This is a genomic window from Kitasatospora sp. NPDC004799 (assembly GCF_040609095.1).
Lineage (GTDB): Bacteria > Actinomycetota > Actinomycetes > Streptomycetales > Streptomycetaceae > Kitasatospora.
This window is the reverse complement of the sequence record NZ_JBEXJK010000130.1, coordinates 1-19,744: the sequence shown is the minus strand read 5'-3', so window position 1 is coordinate 19,744 and position 19,744 is coordinate 1. Positions and strand designations below refer to the sequence as shown.

General features: G+C 73.2%; 26 protein-coding genes and 1 pseudogene. 11 read left to right on the top strand and 16 right to left on the bottom strand.

The window, feature by feature from the left end; genetic code table 11:
* Positions 1-60 precede the first annotated feature (60 nt).
* The 4 genes from ABZW03_RS18475 (at position 61) to ABZW03_RS18460 (ending at position 3,478) form a co-directional block, all read left to right on the top strand.
* Positions 61-627, top strand: coding sequence for a hypothetical protein (locus tag ABZW03_RS18475; protein WP_355258893.1), 567 nt, complete (start codon positions 61-63; stop codon positions 625-627).
* A gap of 103 nt (positions 628-730) precedes the next feature.
* Positions 731-1,534 carry an MBL fold metallo-hydrolase gene (locus ABZW03_RS18470; protein WP_355258881.1) on the top strand — a complete coding sequence of 268 codons (804 nt, stop codon included), beginning with the start codon at positions 731-733 and terminating at the stop codon, positions 1,532-1,534.
* A gap of 6 nt (positions 1,535-1,540) precedes the next feature.
* The gene (locus ABZW03_RS18465) at positions 1,541-1,972 is read left to right on the top strand and encodes a nuclear transport factor 2 family protein (protein WP_355258879.1); all 432 of its coding nucleotides are present in this window, start codon (positions 1,541-1,543) and stop codon (positions 1,970-1,972) included.
* A 240-nt stretch (positions 1,973-2,212) separates the two neighbouring features.
* Positions 2,213-3,478 (top strand): FAD-dependent oxidoreductase, encoded by a 1,266-nt coding sequence (locus tag ABZW03_RS18460; protein WP_355258878.1) that lies wholly within the window; start codon positions 2,213-2,215, stop codon positions 3,476-3,478.
* Positions 3,479-3,481: 3 nt separating this feature from the next.
* Here the strand turns inward: ABZW03_RS18460 and ABZW03_RS18455 are convergent, their stop codons facing one another.
* A complete protein-coding gene (locus ABZW03_RS18455; protein ID WP_355258875.1) occupies positions 3,482-4,456 on the bottom strand; it encodes a right-handed parallel beta-helix repeat-containing protein in 975 nt (324 codons plus the stop codon).
* 147 nt (positions 4,457-4,603) lie between these two features.
* Here ABZW03_RS18455 and ABZW03_RS18450 point away from each other — a divergent pair, with 147 nt between their 5' ends.
* Positions 4,604-5,014: a DUF3592 domain-containing protein gene (locus tag ABZW03_RS18450; protein ID WP_355258872.1), complete on the top strand. Its 411-nt coding sequence runs from the start codon at positions 4,604-4,606 to the stop codon at positions 5,012-5,014.
* Positions 5,015-5,212: 198 nt separating this feature from the next.
* On the opposite strand, the gene ABZW03_RS18445 is transcribed toward ABZW03_RS18450, so the two are convergent.
* A complete protein-coding gene (locus tag ABZW03_RS18445; protein ID WP_355258870.1) occupies positions 5,213-5,893 on the bottom strand; it encodes a GPP34 family phosphoprotein in 681 nt (226 codons plus the stop codon).
* A gap of 39 nt (positions 5,894-5,932) precedes the next feature.
* The gene (locus tag ABZW03_RS18440) at positions 5,933-6,448 is read right to left on the bottom strand and encodes a hypothetical protein (protein ID WP_355258867.1); all 516 of its coding nucleotides are present in this window, start codon (positions 6,446-6,448) and stop codon (positions 5,933-5,935) included.
* 184 nt (positions 6,449-6,632) lie between these two features.
* Between ABZW03_RS18440 and ABZW03_RS18435 the strand changes: the two genes are divergently transcribed.
* The 3 genes from ABZW03_RS18435 to ABZW03_RS18425 all read left to right on the top strand — a co-directional run bounded on the left by ABZW03_RS18435 (position 6,633) and on the right by ABZW03_RS18425 (position 8,700).
* Positions 6,633-7,616 (top strand): trypsin-like peptidase domain-containing protein, encoded by a 984-nt coding sequence (locus tag ABZW03_RS18435; protein ID WP_355258864.1) that lies wholly within the window; start codon positions 6,633-6,635, stop codon positions 7,614-7,616.
* Between the two features lie 285 nt (positions 7,617-7,901).
* Positions 7,902-8,240, top strand: a complete 339-nt coding sequence (locus tag ABZW03_RS18430) for an RNHCP domain-containing protein (RefSeq protein WP_355258890.1) — start codon at positions 7,902-7,904, stop codon at positions 8,238-8,240.
* Between the two features lie 31 nt (positions 8,241-8,271).
* Complete coding sequence (locus ABZW03_RS18425; protein ID WP_355258861.1) at positions 8,272-8,700, top strand: RNHCP domain-containing protein; 429 nt, start codon at positions 8,272-8,274, stop codon at positions 8,698-8,700.
* A 207-nt stretch (positions 8,701-8,907) separates the two neighbouring features.
* On the opposite strand, the gene ABZW03_RS18420 is transcribed toward ABZW03_RS18425, so the two are convergent.
* Positions 8,908-9,324, bottom strand: coding sequence for a hypothetical protein (locus ABZW03_RS18420; protein WP_355258858.1), 417 nt, complete (start codon positions 9,322-9,324; stop codon positions 8,908-8,910).
* Between the two features lie 6 nt (positions 9,325-9,330).
* Positions 9,331-9,894, bottom strand: coding sequence for a universal stress protein (locus tag ABZW03_RS18415; RefSeq protein WP_355258855.1), 564 nt, complete (start codon positions 9,892-9,894; stop codon positions 9,331-9,333).
* Between the two features lie 133 nt (positions 9,895-10,027).
* On the opposite strand from ABZW03_RS18415, the gene ABZW03_RS18410 reads away from it, so the two are divergent.
* Entirely contained in the window at positions 10,028-10,663 is a 636-nt protein-coding gene (locus ABZW03_RS18410) for an oleate hydratase (protein WP_355258887.1), read from the top strand.
* Positions 10,664-10,692: 29 nt separating this feature from the next.
* Here ABZW03_RS18410 and ABZW03_RS18405 read toward each other — a convergent pair whose 3' ends face one another.
* The 11 genes and pseudogenes from ABZW03_RS18405 to ABZW03_RS18355 form a co-directional block, all read right to left on the bottom strand.
* Positions 10,693-11,865, bottom strand: coding sequence for a methyltransferase domain-containing protein (locus ABZW03_RS18405; RefSeq protein WP_355258852.1), 1,173 nt, complete (start codon positions 11,863-11,865; stop codon positions 10,693-10,695).
* Between the two features lie 3 nt (positions 11,866-11,868).
* On the bottom strand, positions 11,869-12,030 hold the full coding sequence (locus ABZW03_RS18400; protein ID WP_355258849.1) for a hypothetical protein: 162 nt from the start codon (positions 12,028-12,030) through the stop codon (positions 11,869-11,871).
* A 213-nt stretch (positions 12,031-12,243) separates the two neighbouring features.
* Positions 12,244-13,500 carry a tetratricopeptide repeat protein gene (locus tag ABZW03_RS18395; protein WP_355258846.1) on the bottom strand — a complete coding sequence of 419 codons (1,257 nt, stop codon included), beginning with the start codon at positions 13,498-13,500 and terminating at the stop codon, positions 12,244-12,246.
* 38 nt (positions 13,501-13,538) lie between these two features.
* Positions 13,539-14,465: a hypothetical protein gene (locus ABZW03_RS18390; RefSeq protein ID WP_355258843.1), complete on the bottom strand. Its 927-nt coding sequence runs from the start codon at positions 14,463-14,465 to the stop codon at positions 13,539-13,541.
* A gap of 462 nt (positions 14,466-14,927) precedes the next feature.
* Positions 14,928-15,173 carry a hypothetical protein gene (locus ABZW03_RS18385; RefSeq protein ID WP_355258840.1) on the bottom strand — a complete coding sequence of 82 codons (246 nt, stop codon included), beginning with the start codon at positions 15,171-15,173 and terminating at the stop codon, positions 14,928-14,930.
* Positions 15,170-15,340 carry a hypothetical protein gene (locus ABZW03_RS18380; protein ID WP_355258837.1) on the bottom strand — a complete coding sequence of 57 codons (171 nt, stop codon included), beginning with the start codon at positions 15,338-15,340 and terminating at the stop codon, positions 15,170-15,172. Before ABZW03_RS18380 ends, ABZW03_RS18385 begins: the two co-directional genes overlap by 4 nt.
* Positions 15,341-15,393: 53 nt before the next feature.
* Positions 15,394-15,627, bottom strand: coding sequence for a hypothetical protein (locus ABZW03_RS18375; protein ID WP_355258834.1), 234 nt, complete (start codon positions 15,625-15,627; stop codon positions 15,394-15,396).
* Between the two features lie 97 nt (positions 15,628-15,724).
* Positions 15,725-16,318 (bottom strand): DUF5753 domain-containing protein, encoded by a 594-nt coding sequence (locus ABZW03_RS18370; protein WP_355258884.1) that lies wholly within the window; start codon positions 16,316-16,318, stop codon positions 15,725-15,727.
* A 60-nt stretch (positions 16,319-16,378) separates the two neighbouring features.
* Positions 16,379-16,573, bottom strand: a pseudogene (locus tag ABZW03_RS18365) (helix-turn-helix transcriptional regulator); the annotation flags it as partial.
* A gap of 20 nt (positions 16,574-16,593) precedes the next feature.
* Complete coding sequence (locus ABZW03_RS18360; protein WP_355258831.1) at positions 16,594-17,124, bottom strand: DUF6879 family protein; 531 nt, start codon at positions 17,122-17,124, stop codon at positions 16,594-16,596.
* Entirely contained in the window at positions 17,105-18,463 is a 1,359-nt protein-coding gene (locus tag ABZW03_RS18355) for a hypothetical protein (protein ID WP_355258828.1), read from the bottom strand. Before ABZW03_RS18355 ends, ABZW03_RS18360 begins: the two co-directional genes overlap by 20 nt.
* Before the next feature lie 339 nt (positions 18,464-18,802).
* Here ABZW03_RS18355 and ABZW03_RS18350 point away from each other — a divergent pair, with 339 nt between their 5' ends.
* Positions 18,803-19,150, top strand: coding sequence for a GntR family transcriptional regulator (locus ABZW03_RS18350; RefSeq protein ID WP_355258825.1), 348 nt, complete (start codon positions 18,803-18,805; stop codon positions 19,148-19,150).
* The gene (locus ABZW03_RS18345; RefSeq protein WP_355258822.1) at positions 19,147-19,671 is read left to right on the top strand and encodes a DUF1648 domain-containing protein; all 525 of its coding nucleotides are present in this window, start codon (positions 19,147-19,149) and stop codon (positions 19,669-19,671) included. The genes ABZW03_RS18350 and ABZW03_RS18345 overlap by 4 nt, the downstream gene beginning before the upstream one ends.
* Positions 19,672-19,744: the final 73 nt, after the last annotated feature.

Genomic DNA, 19,744 nt, shown 5'->3' with positions numbered 1-19,744 from the left:
CGGCACGGCGCGCTGAGCGGCCCGGCCCTGCAGGCGCGCCCCGGAGGGATGATCGTCCGCATGGCCCTGACCCCGCACCAGCAGCACCTCCGGGACCGGATCATGGCCGCCGGGGTGACCGCCCCGCCGGAGCCGTGGCGGCCGGTCGGCCGGGGGCTGATCGCGGTCGGCGGGCTGCTCGGCATCGGCTTCGCCGTCCACCCGGAGAACGGGCACGACGTGGTGCTGACCGTCTCGCACAGCGGCCACGGCCTGTTCGACGCGGTGACCGGCCTCAAGCTGGCCCGCGACCACGAGCCCGCCGAGGACCCGGACGGCCCGGACCTCGCCTGCCCCGGCCTCGGCCAGGTCGCGGACGTGCGCGTCCCGGTGGCGGGGCTGTGGGGCGGCGGGCTGCACACCTCCGCCGAGGGCGGCTGGCACGTCGAGGTGGTCGCCCCGGAGTGGCCGCACCACCGGGTGCTGCTCGCCACCGGCCGGGGGCCGTGGCAGGGCGAGCACGGCGAGAGCTGGTGGCTGGTCCTGGACTCCTCCTGGTCCACCTTCCGCGCGGCCGGCTTCTCCCCGACCGGCCGGACCCTCGCGGTGGCCACCAGCAGCGACCTCACGCTCTGGACCCGCGGCTGAGCCGCTCGCCGCCCCCGCCGCTACTCCTTCCGGATGCGGGCGACGCGCCCAGCCGTGATGCTGGCGGCGAGGCGTGCCCCGGCAGGAGGAAGGACACCGACCCGTGAGTGCTCTTGACTTCGAGATCATCGACAGCCCCGACAGCTCGCTCAACAAGACCTCGGTCCTGGTCACCGGTCCGCACGACGCGCTGCTGGTGGACGCCGGGTTCACCCGCTCCGACGGGCGCCGCCTGGTGGAACGGGTCCGGGCCAGCGGCAAGCGGCTGACCACCGTCTTCGTCAGCCACGGCGACCCGGACTTCTACTTCGGCGCCCAGGAGGTCCAGGACGCCTTCCCGCAGGCCCGTTTCCTGGCCACCGCCTCGACCGTCGAGCACATCCAGGAGACCTACGAGGGCAAGCTGCGCGCCTGGGCGCACCTCGGCCCGGAGCTGCCCACCCGGCTGGTGCGGCCCGAGGTGCTGCACGGCGACGAGCTGGTCTTCGAGGGCCACCGCTTCGAGCTGCGCGGCGCCGACTTCCACCTGCCGGACCGGCACTACCTCTGGCAGCACCACCACCGCGCCGTGCTGGGCGGGGTGCTGCTCTTCGAGGGCCTGCACGTGTGGACCGCCGACACCCCCACCTCCGCCCAACGGGCCGCCTGGATCGACCTGTTGGACGGCATCGAGGCGCTCCACCCGACCTGGGTGGCGGCCGGCCACCGGATCGCCGGCGCGCCCACCGACCAGACCGCCATCGACCACACCCGCGCCTACCTGCGCGCCTTCGAGACCGAGATCGGCCGGGCCCCGGACGCGGCCGCCGCCAAGGAGGCGCTGGAGCGGCGCTTCCCGAAGCTGGGGCTGCGGATCGCGGTGGACATCGGCACCAAGGTCGTCATGGGCGAGATGGCGTGGGGGTGAGCGGACATGATCGAGATCCCCCGGGACGTCGCCTCCTTCGCCGAGTCGCCCGCCCCCGCCGACGTGGTGCGCCGCCAGTACCTGGCCTCCGCCCGGGGCGACCTGGCCGCGCTGCGCGCCACCCTGGCCGAGGACGTGGAGTGGACCGAGATGGCCGGCTTCCCGCTGGCCGGCACCTACCGCACCCCGAAGGGCGTCACCGCCAACGTGATGGAGCGGCTGGCCGCCGAGTGGGAGAACTGGACGGCGCACGACGACAGCTACGTGGTGGACGGCGAGACCGTGGTGGTGCTGGGCCGCTACACGGCCGTCCACCGGGCCACCGGGAAGCCGCTCGCGGTCCGGGTCGCCCACCGCTTCACCGTGCGCGGCGGCCGGATCGTGCGCTTCGAGCAGTTCACCGACACCGCGCTGGTCCGGGACGCGATGACGGCCTGAGGGCCTGAGGGCCTGCCCGAGGCCCTGCCCGAGAGGCGCCGCGCGAGGCCCCGCACGAGGCCCCGCGTGAGGCACTCCTCGGGGGCGCGCGGAACGCCGTACGAGCCCCCGGCGAGGCGGCGCGTTCACTCGTACGGGCGAGCGCGGCGCGGCGCGCCAGGCGCGGTCTCGACAGACCACCCGGACGGCGGCAGGCTGACCCCGAGCACGGCCGGAGAGCCGGGGAGCGAGGAGTCGAGCATGGCGGGCACGGACACCGGGAGCACTTCGGCGGACGGCGGACGGGAGCGCCCGATCGTCGTCGTCGGCGCGTCCCTGGGCGGCGCGAAGGCGGCCGAGGCGCTGCGCGAGGCCGGGTACCGGGGCGGCATCGTCCTGATCGGCGAGGAGCACGAGCGCCCGTACGAGCGCCCGCCGCTGTCCAAGGGCTACCTCCAGGGCAAGACGCCCCGGGAGAAGATCTACGTCCACCCGCCGCAGTGGTACGCGGAGCACGACGTCACGCTCCGGCTGGGCACGGCGGTGTCGGCGATCGACCCGGCCGGGCACACCGTGACGCTCGCCGACGACGGCCGGGTGGAGTACGCCAAGCTGCTGCTCACCACCGGCTCGGTGCCGCGCCGGCTGCCGGTGCCCGGCGCGGACCTGGACGGGGTGCTCTACCTGCGCCGGGTCGACGACAGCGACCGGATCAAGGCGGCGCTGCGGCCGGGGGCCCGGATCGCGGTGATCGGCGCGGGCTGGATCGGCCTGGAGGTGGCGGCCGCGGCCCGGGAGGCGGGCGCCGAGGTGACGGTGCTGGAGGCGCTCGACCTGCCGCTGCTGCGGGTGCTCGGCCGGGAGGTCGCCCAGGTCTTCGCCGACCTGCACCGGGAGCACGGCGTGGACCTGCGCTTCGGCGTCAAGGTCACCGAACTGACCGGCGAGGGCGGCACGGTGAGCGGCGTGAAGCTCGCCGACGGCACGGCGGTGGCGGCCGACGCGGTGGTCGTCGGGATCGGCATCGCCCCCGCCACCGGCCTCGCCGAAGCGGCCGGGCTGGAGGTCGACAACGGGATCAAGACCGACCAGCACCTGCGCACCTCGGACCCGGACGTCTACGCGGCCGGGGACGTCGCCAACGCCTACCACCCGCTGTTCGGCAAGCACCTGCGGGTCGAGCACTGGGCCAACGCGCTCAACCAGCCGCAGACCGCCGCCCGCGCGCTGCTCGGGCAGCAGGACGCCGTCTACGACCGCGTCCCGTACTTCTTCACCGACCAGTACGACCTCGGCGCGGAGTACGTCGGCTACGTCGAACCGGACGGCTACGACCGGGTGGTGTTCCGCGGTGACCCGGCCACCCGCGAGTTCATCGCGTTCTGGCTGTCCGGCGGCCGGGTGCTCGCGGGGATGAACGTCAACGTCTGGGACGTCACCGACCCGATCCGTGAACTGGTGCGCTCGGGGCGGGTGGTGGACGCCGAGGCACTGGCCGACCCGGCCGTGCCGCTCGGGGACCTGTAGCGCTCAGCTCACCGGGACGCCGGGGTTCACCAGGCCCCGGCCCCCGGTGACGGTGTTGCCCGCGCCGATCGTGGTCCTGCACTTCGCCGCGTCATAGTTGGTCACGTCGATCGCGTACCGGTCCGGGCCGGTGGCGCCGGTGAGGTCGGAGCGGTTGCCCCGGAAAACGGTGCCGCAGCCCCAGCCCGGCTGGACGCCGTGGGTCTGGTAGCCGTCGTCGGTGGTGCGCCGGCCGGTGTTGTTCTCGATGACGTAGTCGTTGCCCTTCACGTCGACCCAGGAGTCGTCGTAGTGGCGCCCGGTGAGGCCGTCGCCGTCGAAGGTGTTGCCGGAGACCAGGCCGCCGGTGGTGCCCTCCTTGAGGTCGACGTTCTCGCCGCCGATGTTCGGGCCGAAGGTGTTGCCGGTGATCCGCACGTGGTCGCTGCGGTCGGAGAGGGTGTTGGCGGTGCCGACGTAGACGCCCTCGCCCATGCCGTCCCGGCCGAGGCCGGTGTCGTGGACGCGCGAGTCGCGCAGCGTGCCGTACGCGCTGGAGTTGCGGAAGTGCACGCCCTCCATGGTGGTGTGGTGGACCGTCACGTCGTCGAGCAGCACGTGGTTCGCGGCGTCGGCCATGATGCCCTTCTGGGCGCCGGTGACGGTCAGGCCCTGGACGGTCCAGTAGCTCGCGCCGTCGAGGTGGAGGCCGTAGCCGCCGCCGGTGGGGGTGGTGAGGACGGCCTTCGCGGAGCCGGCGAGGGTGATCCGGGCGGCGGCGGTGCCGGGGGTGGTGGCCCTGAAGGTGCCGGAGTAGGTGCCGTCGGCGAGCTGGATGGTCTGGCCGGGCACGGCGGCGGCGAGCGCGCTCTGCAGCTGCTTGGCGGTGCTGACCTTGACCACGGCCGCGGGGGCGGCCGTCGCCGGGGCGGGGACGCCGCCGAGGGTGAGGAGGGTGAGTGCGGCGAGCAGGGCGGGGACGGCGGGGCGGATGGTCACGGACGGTGCTCCTTGCGGTGGTCGGCGCCGGGCCGGTGGTGACAGGAACATGCCGTCGCCCAGGGTGGACTGGACCATTCCGGGGCGTCAAGAGCGCCCCGTCCGCGTGATACTGGAGCCCTGGGGATCGCGGGCAGGGAGGCGGCGATGGGCGGCGGCACGGCCGGTTTCGCGGTGGTGGTGTTCGGCGCGCTGGGCGGCGTGGTCGCCTACCTCGCCGGAGCGGTCGGCCTGCGCGACCTGCGCCGGCTTCGCCGGGTGGGTGTCCCCGTACGGGCGCTGGTGCGCGAGCGCGCCGCGGCGGCGGAGGACCGGGCGCGCCCGCTGCTCCAGTTCGAGACCGAGGACGGCCGGGTGGTCGAGGTCTTCTCCCCCGTCCCGTCCACCACCCGGCACCCCCTGCCCGACGGCGGCTACGTCCCGGTCCATTACGACCCGGCGGACCCCCGGCAGGTCCTGGTGGACGGCCGGGAACGGGCGGGATTGGAGTACGGGTTCGCGGCGCTGGGGCTGCTGATGGTGCTGGCCGCGATCACGCTCGGCGCCACGGTGCTCTGAACCGTCGGCACGCCGCGCGCTCGATCCGGAGCCTCGATCGGGCGAAGTGGTCGCCAGGTTCCCGCCGAACGACGACAGGCTTCGAGCGCATGCGCCGGCCCCGGACGACTCGTTGGATCAAGGACGGGGACTTCCCGCGCACTGCGACCGGGCCCGTCCCATCGTGCGGTGGGGCGGGCCCGTCCGGTACGACCTACCTCAGACGGTGGCCGCCGTGGTCGCCGCCACGGTGGCCGCGGTGGTCACCGCGACCATGGTGAGCTGCACGGCGCGGATCGCCTCGCGGACGGACTCGGCCGCCCCATCGCCGTCGGCGATCTCGGCGAAGCGCGGCTCGACCTCCTTGCGGGGCAGGTCGGGGAAGGCCAGCCGGTGCAGCCGGGAACCGTGCAGCAGGGCCACCAGGGCGGCGGTGCGCAGGTCCGGTTCGGCGCCGTCCAGCACCACCGCGGCCAGCCGCCCACGCAGCTCCCGCTCCACGGCGCCGTCCGCCTCCGGGTAGCGGCGGACCGGGAAGATGCCGAACGCGCGGCGCCGCTCCTCGACGACCAGGCCGCGCTCGCACAGCCGGGCGACGGTGTCGGCGACGGCTGTCGTCCGGTCCTTGATCAGCCAGTCGGCCGCCTTGGCCTTGCCGGCGCCTCGTCCGGCGGCCCACTCGTCGAGCCGGGCCAGCCGGCCGTCCACCAGCGGCTCGCCGGTCGGGGTGCGGTCGGTGACGGTGAGCCGGCCCTCGTCGATCGCGACCCGCCCGGCCAGCACCAGCTCCGCGAGGATGCCGCCCGCGGCGGCCCAGGACGCGGTGGTGGCGTCCTTCGCCACGCCGGACTCGTCGTCCAGCGAGAGCAGCATCAGCTCCTCGGCGAGGGTGACGTGCATCGGGTGTCCCTTTCTCTCGGTGGCTCGGGCCCCGGCGCCTCAGCCACGCAGGGCCTCGACCAGGCGCCGTGCCCGGGTGTCCTCCTCCAGCAACGCCCGGACCAGCCGGTCCGTGCCCTGACCTGCGACGTCGGCCAGGTAGACCTCGACCGCGCGTGGGTCGGCGGGCAGCGTCACCTCGCCGGAGTCCAGCGCGGCGTACGCCCGGCCGAACCCGAGTCCGAGCCCGGCGAGCGATTCACCGCCGCCGTCCTCCTCCGCCAACTGCGGCTCGTGGCGGGCCACTTCGCGCACCGCCAGCAAGGCGAGGAGGACGTGCTCGGTGCCGGGCGTCCGGCGCCCGAGGCGCTCCGCCTGGGCGTCGGCCTCCCGCCGGATCCAGCCCGCCGGGCCGGCCGATCCCGGGCGCAGCAGGCGCTTCCAGCGCGGGGCCGGGTGGGCGCGGCGGGCCCGCATCGCCTCCCGGGTGGGGAGCAGCAGCGGGTCGAGTCCGCCGCCCTGCGGCGCGGCCGCCGGGTCGTCGTGCCAGTCCGGCTCCAGCATGGTCGTTTCCATCGGCCCCTCCCACGACTGCGGCTTTACCTGAACTATAGGCTCGCTTTGCCTCGCCTTGGGAATTTTCCGCACGCCGAGATCGCGTCAGGACAGCTCGGGCCGGAAGCGCGGAAGACCGGGCGCCCCACCGTTGTTGCCACCTGGTGCCGTCGTGAGAGCCGCGCCCGCGAGAGGGGTGAGCACCATGGCCGACACGCTCCCCGGGCCGGGCCCGGTCCCCGAGGCGGAGGCGCCGCTGGACGCCTACTCCCGGATCGTCACCTCCGTCGCCGCCGCGCTGACCCCGCGGGTCGCGGCGCTCCAAGTCCCCCGGCGCGGGCGGGGCGGCTGGTTCAGCACCGCACTCGGCTCGGCGGTGGTCTTCACCGACGGCGGCTTCCTGCTCACCAACGCCCATGTGGTCGGCCACGCCGACGCCGGGACGCTGGCCTTCGCCGACGGCACCACCTCCCCCTTCCACACCATCGGCGCCGATCCGCTCTCCGACCTCGCCGTGCTGCGCGCCGACGGGCCGACCCCGACGCCGGTGGCCCTCGGCGACGCGACCGGCCTGCGCGTGGGCCAACTGGTCGTCGCCGTCGGCAACCCGCTGGGGTTGGCCGGGACGGTCACGGCGGGCGTGGTCAGCGCGCTCGGCCGCTCGATCCCCGCTCGCTCCGGCAGCGCCGTGCGGGTCATCGACAACGTGGTCCAGACCGATGCCGCGCTCAACCCGGGCAACTCCGGTGGCGCGCTGGCCACCGCGAACGGCGAGGTGGTCGGCATCACCACGGCGGTGGCCGGGAACGGGCTCGGGCTGGCCGTGCCGATCGACGCCACCAGCCGCCGGATCGTCGCCGCCCTGCTCGCCGACGGCCGGATCCGCCGCGCCTACCTCGGCCTCGCCGGAGTGCCCGAACCCCTGCCGCCCGCCCTGCGCCACCGCACCGGGCAGCGCACCGGCCTGCGGATCGTCGAGGTGGTGCCCGGCGCCCCCGCGGACCGCGCCGGCCTGCACGAGGGGGACCTGCTGCTCACCGCCGCCGGCGAGCCGGTCGGCGGCGCCCAGGCCCTCCAGCGCCTGATGCTCGCCGACGCGATCGGCCTCCCGCTCCCGCTCACCGTGCTGCGCGGCGAGGCCCTGGTCGACGTGCTCGCCGTCCCGGCCGAACTGCCCGCCGACGACTGAACCGCTGACCGACGCGGCGACTGCCGAACAAATCGTTGGCACCCGCCCGATCGGCGTGGTTAGGCTGACGCCGTTCCGTACCGATCGACCCGGGCGCCGTGCCCGACCGGAGAGGGTGTCTTGATGTCCCGCCTCGCGCCGAGTGCGCCTCGCCACGCCGCCTGACGGCCACCGCCTGACGAACCCGTCGAGGCCACTCGGCCTGCTCTTGCTGTCATCGCAGAAACCCCTCAGCAAGGAGCACCCCGGGTGTCCAGCACCTCCAGCACTCCCCACAACCACACACTGAAGACCTCCACCTTCGCCTGCGCCTGGTGCGGTCTGACCGTCTCCAGCTACGCCGCCGACGGCACGCGGCGCAACCACTGCCCGTCCTGCCTGCACTCCCGGCACGTCCTCGACCACGTCGAGGGCGGTCCGAGCGACTGCCACGGCCGGATGTCGCCGATCTCCATCGCCGTGCTGCGCACCGGCGACTGGACGGTCGTCCACCGGTGCGTGCGCTGCGACGAGCTGACGTCGACTCCGGTCTGCACGGACGACAACCAGCTGATCCTGATGCGGATGGCCGTTCGGCCGCTCGCCCAACCGCCGTTCCCGCTCGAAGCGTTCGGCACCCTCTGAGCCGCGCACCGGAGAGGAGGGAGCACCGAACGTGCCACGACGCAAGAACACCGACGGCCGGGGCCGGCGGGAGCGCCGCCCGCAGCGGTACAAGGACGTCCTGCACGGGCCGGGCGGCCACCGGGCGAACGCCTTCCGCTGCCTGGACTGCCGACTGGACGTCCCGCTGGACGCCCCCGGCACGGCCCACCGCAACCACTGCCCGAACTGCCTGGCCAGCCGTCACGTCGACGGCCGGATACCGGGTGACCGAGCGGCCGGCTGCGGCGGGCGGATGGCGGTGCTGAGCCTGTCGGTCCGCGCCGACGGCGAGTGGATGATCATCCACCAGTGCCTGTCCTGCGGCGAGTTGAGCGCCAACCGGATCGCCGGGGACGACAACGCCCTGGCCCTGGTCCGCCTCGCCCTCAAGCCGCTGCGGGACACCACCCTGGCCCACCGCACCCTGCTCACGCTGTAACCGCCCGACCCGCGTGCCCCGACCGGGGCACGCGGGGTGGTCGCTGCGGGCCCGTCCGGACGGGCGGGCCCGCGTGTCCGAACCGGCGACCACCCCACGCGCCCGGCCACCTGTCTCCACCGGTTCGCCGGAGGCTCCGGTACCGGCCGGAGCCCCGACTCCTCGGCGAGGGTCCGTCCGTACGGGCGGACCGTTCCCGGGAGCGCCTCAGACCGGACGGTCCGGGCGCAGCAGCGCCACCCGCACCGACCGGCGCGGCAGGGCGGCGGGCAGCGCGGCCAGCAGGGCGGTCACGGTGAACATCGCGTAGTGCCCGGTCTCCGGCCACGGGCCCGCCCAGCCGAGTTCGCCGTGGCGGTGCTCGGCGAAGGCGTTGCAGCAGAGCCAGGCGGCCAGCCCGGTCAGCGGCGCGGCCCCCGGCCCGGAGCGGCGCCCGACCAGTGCGCACAGCACCAGGTAGCCGACGTACGGCAGCGGCCCCGCGTGCAGTTCGCCCACGGCCCCGAGGGCGAGCGCCAGCACGCCGCCGGCGAGCAGCGCCACCGTGCCCGCGGCGGCGGCCGGCAGCCGCTGCCCCGCGCGGCGGTAGCGGCTGCCGCCGGGGCGGGCCGTGTACATCCGCACCGCGGACTACCGCTTCGCCGCGAGGAGTTCGGGCACCGCGCCGGCCGGCAGGTGCCAGCGGGCACGCCGCTGGGCCGACTCCAGCCGGTGCAGCTCGTGCAGCAGCTCGGGCGCCGGGACGGTCAGCACCGCGCACCCCGCCCGCCGGGCGCAGTAGTCGGGCACCGCGCGCCGCAGCCGGCGGCGCAGCGGGCCGCCGCTGCGGCCGAGGACCAGCAGGTCGCCCGGCCGGTCGGCGATGTGCAGCAGGGCCGGGCCGGTCTCGCCGCGGACGACCACCGGGTGCAGCGGCACACCGGGGTCGGCGCCGCCGAAGGCCGCGTCGAGGGCGTCCCGCAGGCGCTGTTCGGCGGCCTCCCGGACGGCGGCGAGCAGCGGCGGGCAGGGCGAGCGCCGGTAGCCGAGTTCGCCGCCGGGCGGCTCCCAGGCGAGCACCGGCACCAGCTCGGCGCCGCGGTCGCGGGCCTCGGCGAGGCCGCGGTGCAACGCCGCCAGACTCCCCAGCGACCCGCTGACCCCGACCACCACCCGGGATGCCGTGCCGTCTCCGTGCCGCCCGTCGCCGTGCATGATCCGTCCTCGTGTGGTGGGGGTTCTCCGTCACTCCCCACCCAACCGCCGCAACGGGCCTGACCTGCGCTCCTTGACGGCTCCCTGACGCCCCGGACGGTGTTCCCAACGCTCTCCATACGCGCCCCGCCGCATACCCGCGCTGGCCGGCGCCGCCTTCCTGGTCCGGGACGGACAGGTACCCGGCGAGCGGATCACGGTCCTGGAGCGGCTGAGGCTGGCCGGCGGCGCGCTGGACGGGATCGAGGTGCCCGAGAAGGGCTTCGTGGTCCGCGGCGGCCGCGAACTGGAGGACCAAGGGAGCGGAGGGGCGCATCCCGGCCGCCTCTTCGAGCGGTCGGACGCGGTGCCCGGCCTTGATCAGCTGGGCTCGGAGCCACCTGGGATCGCACCCGTACATCGTCCCGATCGTCCTCGTGCCAACGCCGGATTCATACCGCTGTGCGATGGCCGGCAGCGCGGCGATGACAAGCGCCCTAAGCATGGCCTGGAAATCTTTTTCGGTTGTGGCCCACATAGCTACTCCTGGCGGTGTCGAGAAGGCCCCCGTTCCGTGACGGCGGGGGCCGTCACGGAACGGGGGCGGGCCCGCCGCCGGGGGTTGGAGGCGGCGGGAGTTTTGGGGCCGGTCCTCCCCGCGTTTGTCAGAACATCGGGAGGACCGGCGCGCGCGTCGCGGGCAGCAGCAGCCGCGGAGCGCGCCCCGGCGCGGTGCGGCGCCCTCGAACCGCGTGGCCGGGCGTGGCGCCCGCCGCTCGCAGGCGTCTGAGGTGCTGGGAGCGGCGGGAGTGTGCGGTGTCAGCCCCGGATCGGGACGGGGTGGTCCGGGCTGTCCAGCCAGACCGTGTGGCTGTCGGGGGTGACGGTGAGGCCGAAGCGGTCGAAGCCGGGACGGCCCCGGGCGTCCCACCAGCTCCAGGCGGCCTCCACCTCGTCCCACAGGGCGCGGGGGCCGGACTGGACCACCTCGTACGCGGTGCGATCGGGTTCCCAGTCGGCGGTGGCCCACGAGGTGACGGCGGTGTCGTGCAGCCACAGCGTGTACGTGCCGTCGTCGTACCGCTCGGTGAGCGGGAAGGCCTCGGGCATCTGCACACCGACGGCGAACATGGCCGACCAGCCGCCGACCTCCTCCGGGGACAGGGCCGTCTGCGACTTCGCCCCGTCGGCCGGCCAGGGGCCGGACAGGTAGTCGCGGCTGCTCGCGCGGGGGGCGCGCTGCTGGCGCAGCCGCATGAACGCCGAGGACCTGATGAAGCGGCCGCCGGCCGTCCCGTCGTCGTTCACGGTCAGGCGCACCACGGCTTCCCCGCCGTACTGCGGGCCCCACGGTGCGACGATCACGCCTCCCGGTCGGGTCTGGGAGATCCAGGCGTGCGGGATCCGGCCGACCGAGCAGGTGGCGATCACCCGGTCGAACGGCAGCCCGTCCGGGTGGCCCTTCGCGCCGTCGCCCACCACGGGTGTGGGGAAGTATCCGGCTCGTGCGAGGCGTCGTTGGGCGTCGGCGGCGTTCTCCTCGTCCACCTCGACCGTGACGACGTTGCCCGACCCGAGGCGGTGGGACAGCAGGGCGGCGTTCCACCCGGTGCCGGTGCCGATCTCCAGCACCCGGTTGCCGTCCTCGACGTCCAGGGCGGCGAGCATGGAGAACACCATCGTCGGCATCGAGTTGGACGACGTGGGCATGGTGCCCCGCTCGTCGCCCGTGTGGCCGCCGTCGTCCCACTGGGTGGTGAGCGGGATGTCCGAGTAGACGGCGTTCCACCACTGCGCCGGGTCGGTGTAGCGGTGGACGGCGCGGCCCTGGCGGACGCCGTCGGCCCGGCCCGGCCAGACGGTGTCCGGGACGAACCGGTGGCGGGGGACGGCGTGGTACGGCCCCAGCCAGTCGGAGGTGAGGGATCCGTTGTCGATGAGCGCGGAGGCCAGCCGGGTCCGACCGGCCTCCGCTTCGTGCTTGGCGCTCACTGCCTACTTTCCGTCCGCCGGGCCCTGACCGTCCGAGCTGTTGCCGCCCTCGTCCGAGCCGCCGCCACCGTGCTTGTTGCCGCTGCTGCTGTCGTCCTGCTGGCCGCCACCGGTGCCGGGGCCGGTGCCCCCGCCGTGCTTGCCGCCGTCGTCGAAGCTGTGCATGCCGTTCCCTCCTTGATCGGTCGGTCCGGGATTTCCCTCCCGGCCCGTCGTACGTCCTGCGGGCCCGTCCCGGCCGGTCCTTTCCCCAGGGTGGCCGGGGCGGGGGCCTGTGAGGCCGCCCCGGTCCGATCCCCGACAGATCAGGGACCAGGGCGGCCGGTGACCCGCCTGCGGTCGGAGACGAACTCCGATGCTGCTGGCGGGAGTTCGTGACTACTGCGGGCCGTGGAGCGGAGCCGGCGGGAGGTGCGTGATCGTGCGCGACCCCTGGTCACGCGCGCGGAAGCCGAAGCTGACGAGGGTGACGCTCTCTCCGGCGGTGAGGGGCGTGCGGCCGTGCGGGGTGAACGTGCCGTCGAAGACGATGCAGTCGCCCGTGGCGAGTTCGCAGGCGAGGTAGCCGTCGGCGGTGATGAAGACGGTGGTGCTCGGGCTGGTCGCGCCGGTTGGGCGTTCGTGCGTGAGGCAGAGGATCAGGTTGGCCTCGCCGAAGCCGATCTCGTCCAGGTGGAAGTCGAGGAACTGCCCTTGCTCCAGGTATGCGATGTAGACGGCGGTGTGCGGCTGCTCGACGTCCAGGCCGGTGGAGCGCGCGACGACGGCGGCGAGGTCGGTGCGGTCGGCGAACCGGTTCGCGGCGTCGCCCACGGGCGCGTTCCACTTGCCGTTGTGGAGGTATCCGTCGGCGGCGACGGCTTTCTCGGCCTCCTGCGCCATGGCGGTGATCAGGTCGGTGGGGAACTGCTGGTCGCGCAGGTGGCGCGGGCGCACGCGTTGGTGGACGGTGAGCCCGCGCACGGAGTCCCGCAGCGCGGGGAAGTCCTCCGCCCACCGGGACGGCGTCCGGATCGAGGTGCGGGACTGGAGCCAGGCGGTCCACCGCCCGCTCCACCGGCTCGGTGCCGTGACGTCGGCGACCATTGCGTCGGTCTCGCCGAGGAGCTGTTCGACCCGGTTGAGTGCGACCTGCGTCGATTCGATGAGCTCGGCGTCCCCCTTGGCGAGCCGCAGCCGCAGGGCTTCCTGGAGATGGGTCCGGGCATCCGCGAGGTCGCCGCGTTCCATCAGGTGCTTGCCGGTGTGCTGGAGCGCGAAGTCCAGGAGTTCCGGGTGCGTGCTTCGGGCGTTGGTCAGGGCGCTGCGGTAGAGCGCGTCCGCGGTCTGCACGTCGCCGGAGTAGCGGTGTGCGTCGGCGAGGTTGAGTCCGGTGGCGATGACGGCGCGGGTGTTGCCGAGTCGGGCGGCGAGGTCGAGCGACCGGCGCAGAAACGTACGGGCCTCCTCGTGGTGGCCCAGGCACATCCGGCCGATGCCGATCCACCTGGTCAGGACCCGGGTACGCGCGGGGTCGTGTTCCTCGGGCAGGGCCCGCAGTTCCTCGTGGAGTCGGTCGACCGCGGAGGTCAGCTCGTCGCGGTCGGTGGGGACCATCCGCAGCTTGTCGTCGTGGGTGATGAGGTGGTCCAGCACGTGGCCCTCCGTCGTTCGGTTGTGCTCAGGGTGGGGCACTACAGCTGGTCGGTCTGGTGGCGCAGGTCGGCCAGCAGTTCCACGCCGTGGGGGGTGAAGTGGTGTCGCAGGAGTTCGAGTTCGCGCATGAGGTAGCGGACGGCCGGCCGTCCCTCGTCGTAGGCGCTCTGGAAGTCGGCGCGCTCGTCGGGGGTGAGGTCGTCGCGGCGCAGTTCGGTCCGGCGGAAACGGAGCAGCTGGTTGTAGACGCAGGTGGCGTGGAAGGCGCGGTCGATCTCCCAGTGCTGGTTGCGGTCTTCGCCCTGTCCGGCGCGCCACCTGATCTCGATCCTGGGGGAGGTCTGGGAGGAGTAGTCGTCGGCGAAGACCTGGTGCTGGAGGAGGTGGAAGCTGATCGACTGGTGGGTGCCCTCGTGGATGATGTTCTCCGCCAGGTAGCGGTGGGAGGGGTGTTCGCTGACGGTGTTCGGGGGGATGTGGCGGGACGCCTTGTCGGAGAAGGTGATGACGTACGGGAGCGCCGGATCGCTGGAGCTGGTCAGCGACGAGGCGCGGTTGCCGGGCTTGAGGCCCACCCAGAGCAGTCCCCGGACGAATTCGCGCACGCGGGCGAACCCGTCGGGGTGGACCAGCGACAGGTGGTCCAGGGCCTGGGTCAGCATCGCGCGGCGCTCGGCGGTGTGCTGGACGATCTCGTAGTCCGTCAGGTTGATCTCGTCGGCGATCTCGCCGGGAAGCTCCGCGTCGAACCAGTCGAAGGTGGCCCCGGCCACGGTCACCGGTTCGCTGCGCAGCGTGCGGGCGCGCTCGGCGTAGGGGGTGCCCGACTTCAGCAGACGCTCCATCAGGGCGAAGGGGAGAGCCGACTCGGCCCCCTGCTCGCGCAGTCGGGTCAGGTCCGGGTCCTTCCGGTCGAGGTCGAAGAAGGAGCCGACGGGGACGCGGGCGGCGATGGCGGTCTTCAAAGCGGAGTCTCCTTGATGGGTGTGTGCGACGCCGAGTGGCGGGCCGGCTCGGATGGTCACCCGAGCCGACCCGCTCATGCCGTCAAGTGACCGGCATCAGTTGTGGGCGACGGGTCAGACCTCGGTGCCCACCGGGGGGAAGGCGCCGTCGGGGACGGAGTGGTCCAGGCGGCGGGTCAGGCCGGCGACCTCCGGGTCACCGGGCTGGACGGTGGTGGTGCTCATGTGCCTCTCCCATCGGGTTGGCCTTACTCCCCCGGGGTTCGGGCGAGCAGCGGTGCAGGGTGGTGCGGCCCGGTCCCGCGGAAGGCTCTTCCAACGGGCCGGGGGCTTGTGGGGCACCCGAAGGCGCGGGTGCCCACGGGAAGCGGCCGAAGGCGGTGACCGGCGCAGGAGCCGGGTCGCGCGGGCCACCCGCTCGACCGTCTCCCGGCAGTCGTCCTGGCCTCCGTCCACACGGGCCTACGCCGGCCGCTTGGCGAGCGCGGCCCGCAGGGCAGCCCGGCGGTGGGGCGTCCGGGCTCGGGCGATGCAGTCGTCGCAGATCAGATGGCAGGTGCTCCGGGTGTCACCGGGGGCCTGGAGCAGAGCGCCGGCGCAGACCAGGGTCTCCCGCCGGCAGGCCCAGCCGGTCCCCTCACGGTAGCCGTCCGGCCGGTCCGCGACCGTCCCCTCCTCGGCGACCCGGAGAGTCGGCGGGGTACTCAATCCGCGAGCTCCAACTCGCTCAGCAGAACGAACTCCGGGTACGGGTCGGCGGAGCTGTCCCGGTTCACCCAGGCGTGGTTGGCCAGCCTGCTCGGGGTCTCCGCGACGGTGCCCGTCCAGCCGCTCGTGCGGTGCCGGACCGGGTCGCCCCGGATCACACTGTTCACAGTTGCGTCCCTCCATCGAGTCGTTGGGTGCGGGGGCATTGGGCTGGTCGCCCTCAGACCGACAAGGCCGACGGGCCCGTGCGGCGGGCCGTGCAGGCGGGGCAGGTGCAGGTGGAGCGCACGGCCGCGATCTGGAGCAGCGTTCCGGCGGACGGGGCCTGACCGGCCGCGTTGGCCGCTCGGTAGTCGTCCAGCGGGTTCCAGCCGGCGGGCGGCCGGTTCGACTCACTCTTGCTCGGGCCGGTCACGACCTCGCGGTACTGACGTGGGGGGTTGCGGCTCGCCATCGGTCTGTCCTCCTTCGCCGTGGCGGTGGGGGTGCGTGATAGACCGTAGGGAGTCAGCTACAGACGGTGCCACGAAGTTGCACGCGGTTGCACAGGTTCACCCGAGAGCGCTGCGGGCCTTGGCGATTCGGCTTCGTGCTTCGGCTCCGTGAACTGCAATCTTGGCCAGTTCGGCGAAGGCGCGAAGGTAGGTGCGGATCTCACCAGGAGCTGTGACGTTGACCTCCGCCGTAAGCGTCTCGACTGCCACGAGGCTCTCGTCAAATGCGTAGAACGCTTCGAGGGGCCAGACGGTCCGGCGAGCCCGAAACGGGATGACGCCGACCGAGACGTTCGGGAGGGAAGAGACCCCGAGCAAGTGGTCAAGTTGACCAGCGAGTGCTTCGTCATCGCAGACGCCGTAGTAGAGAACGGCCTCTTCTAGGATCAGGGCGAACTGATGGCCGGCATCGTGCAGGACACGGGATCGCTTCAGCCGGGCCTGGACCGCGTCCTCCACATCGTCCGGAGTGCCCTGAAAGGTCGTAATTGAACGGAGAAGCCCGGTCGCGTACGGGGCCGTCTGCGTCATCCCCGGCATGACGTTGGAGGCGTACACCTTGAACTTTCGTGTCCGCTGGTAGAGCGGCAGGGTCTTTTGATGCACCCGCCTCATGCCGTCGCGGTGGAGGTCTCGCCACTGCGTGTACATCGACTCAGCGGTCCGCGATGCTGCGATCAAATCCGCTGCCTTCTCCGCAGACCCACACGCCGTGCACCAAGCACGGATGTCGCTGTCGGAGGGAACTGTCAATCCGCGGGCGATGCGGGATGACTTGGACTTGTGCCACCCGCACCGCGCGGCCAGTTCAAGCCCTGAAAGTCCGGCGTCCCGCCGGATCTGGTCGAGCTGATCGGCGAGCGCCTTCCGTGCGGCCTGGGCACTGGAGAGAGGAGAAGAGGACATGGACTGGCCGGCTGCGGTGACTACTCGGCGACGCTGAATGCCTCGTGAGGGACAGCACGCTCCCACACGGCGTCGAAAGCCGCCGCGCAGTTGCGTGCAACAGCGGGATCGTCACTCTGATCGGTGTGCACCCATCGGCCGTCGCCGTCAAAGATGTTGAACTGGACGATCTTGCCGTCGAACAGCCAGAAGTCGTTTCCGGGCAGCAGAAGATCAGAGGCAACCCGACGAGGGAGCCAGCGCACCTGCTCGCCGCCGGCCACATTGGTGAACGTGAACGAGTGCTCATACCGGATGTACTCGCTGGCGGGTTCCGAAATGACCCTGGCTCGTCGCAGGGAGACACCGTTGGCGGTTACCTCCTGGACGAGGTCCAGCCACGGCCTCCACCACGACGCGCGGTCAGCAGGGTCGAGGCGGTGACCGGACTTCCATGCGCGGAAGCCTTCGTCCTCGTTGTCGACCGCGTAGACATCGCGCAGTTCCAGGTGGACCGCCGACTCCCGCGCAGACCTCAAAAGGTCAGCGAAGCTATTCAAGCTCTGCGACATCCAACGCCTCCTTGAGCGCCTTGGCCATGCGGGCAGGGATACGGACCACGGTCTCATGATCCGGGATCGGGCCATCAGCCAAGCAGTCCGCCGTCGTGGCCTCGTCGATCTTCCAACCCTGGATGACGAAGTCCCTGGTCTCTGGGTCTACCCACACAGTGGGAGAGCCGTGATCGCCCGACTTCTCGTCCTTCGCAACGAACCGTAGTGCCATCTGATCCTCCCGTGTCGACCCGGTTGCGCTCAGTTGCAAACCTGAGCTGTTCCTCATACTCCGCCCTGAAGGCTCCCCTGTCAGGACTTTCCATTTCTGACGAACCGCCAGGTTTGAGCCGGAGGGATGTCCAGTGATGACGAGGGGTGGGGCCTGGTACCAACGGCTGGTGGAGCAGCGGTGGGTCGAGGCCGCGGGGATGGGGCCTGGTGCCCGCTCGCCGATCTCGACGCCGTCGGCGAGGAGCTGCTGCACGGCGGCGTCGACCTGGTGGCGGTAGCGATGGCGGGAGTGGAAGTGGCCGTTCTCCCGGATCTCGTACGAGTCGTGGGCGAAGTCGGTGGTGTTGAGGGTGACGTCGAGGCGGCGGTCGTGGCCGGACCCCTTCACCGTCCAGCGGCTGGCACCCGCCGCGGACCACGTCAGCTCGATGTCCGCCCCGGTGCGGACCCGCTCAGCGCGCTCGCGCTCGGCCCGCTCGTCCTTGCGGCGCTGGCGCTCGGCCTCCAGCTCGGCCTGGTGGTGCTGCTCGGCCTGCTCGCGCAGGCGCAGGAACGAGACCCGGATCTCGGCGGCCTGGCGCTCCAGCTCCGCGCGGCGCTGGCGGGCGATCTCCCGGCGTCGTGCGGCTTCGTGGCCGCCGGGGAGCGGGGGCAGGGCCCGGGGTTCCGCACGGGCGGGCCAGGGCTCGGCGAGGTCGGCGCGGTGGTGCTGCCAGATTCGGAGCATGGCGCGGCCGTCGGGGGTGGCCAGGACGTCACCGTGCTCGTCCTGGCGGAGGAACCCGACCGCGAGGGCCAGTTCGACCACGCGGCGGTGCACTCGGCGGCCCTTGGCCCCGAGGCGGGCCCCGGCGGGAACGAGCCGGTAGCCGGTGCCGTCCCACCAGACCCCGCTGTAGTCCTCCCCGCAGGCCGCCGCGACGAGGCCGTAGACGCGGGTGGTCCACCCGGAGTGCTGGCGGACTTCCCGGGTGCGTTCGGCGGTGACGTACCGGCGGACGTCGGCTTCGTGGTCGTCGGTGTGGAGGCGGGCGGCGTGGTGGGCGTCGTCGCGGTGAAGGTGGTCGTCGCCGATCTGGGCGGGGCGGCCGGTGTAGCGGTCGCCGCAGGACAGGCACCACACCTTCCCGCCTTCGCCCCGGTGGCCGCCGGGGCCGACGCCGACGGGGCAGGTGTCGCGCAGGCCCCACTCCAGGGCGGTGCCGCCTCCGGGTATCCAGGGGGCGCGGGCGGGGGTGGGTGGGGCCCGTGGTCACGCAGAGTAGGGAGAGGTGGTGCAGCGTAAGGGTCTATGTCGTTATGTCATTTTTTATGACGGCCGCGGCGCGCGGAACGCGCCGGCGGGTGGGCCCCGGGTGGGCGAGAGGTCGAGCGGGTGGGCCGGCCCGCCGTCCGGGGCCCGTCCGTTCCGTCGCGCGTGCCCATCGACACAGGGATGAATGGTGCTATCGTCAGTAGCACCATGTTGCTGAAGCTGGACATCGGGGACACCCGACCGCTGCACGAACAGGTCGCCGGCGCGATCAGACGGGCCGTCGCCGAGGGCGAGTGCGCCCCCGGGGACAAGCTGCCCCCGGCCCGGGAGCTCTCCCGGGCGCTGGGCGTGAACACCAACACCGTCCTGCGCGGGCTGCGCACGCTGCGCGACGAGGGGGTGCTGGAGTTCCGCCGGGGGCGCGGCATCACGATCGCGACCGGCGCCGACACCCACTCCGAACTGATGGAACGGATCCGGCAGTTGGTCGAGGACGCGGCCCGGGCCGGCTACAGCAGGAACGATCTCGTGGACCTGATCAGGGGGATGCCGTGACGGACGAGGGGACGACCGGGAGGACCGGGGGGACGGCGGAGGGGACACCGGAGCCGACGGCGGCGGAGCGGCCGGCGCCCCGCAGTGCCGTCTGGGCCGCGGCGGCCTGGTCGGTCGGCGTGCTGGCGCTGCTCATCGCCCTGCCGCTGGTGGCCCGCCACCGGCTGCCGGACCCGTTGGCCACCCACTGGAACGGGTCGGAGCCGAACGACTCGATGTCGCTGACGGCGGCCACGCTCGTCCCGGCGGTGTTCTGGGCGGTCCTGGTGCTGACCTCGGCGGTCCTGAAGCGCTACTGGGCCGGCCGGACGCCCGGGGCCGCGGCGGTCACGCTGGCGACCGGCGGGGTGCTGCTGACGGGGGCGCAGACCTCCATCGTGCACGCCAACCTGGACCGCGCCCGCTGGCAGGACGCCGCGCCGATCGGCGTCGAGGTGGTCCTGATCCTGCTGGCCGCCGGCCTCGCCGGGCTGCTCGCCGGGCTGGCCGCCCGCCGCTACGGCGCCCGGCCTCGATCTTGATTTCCTTGAACTGCTTGGCCCGGCCCTTGGGCAGCGAGTCCGCGTACGCCTCGCGCTGGCGCTCGGCCAGGGC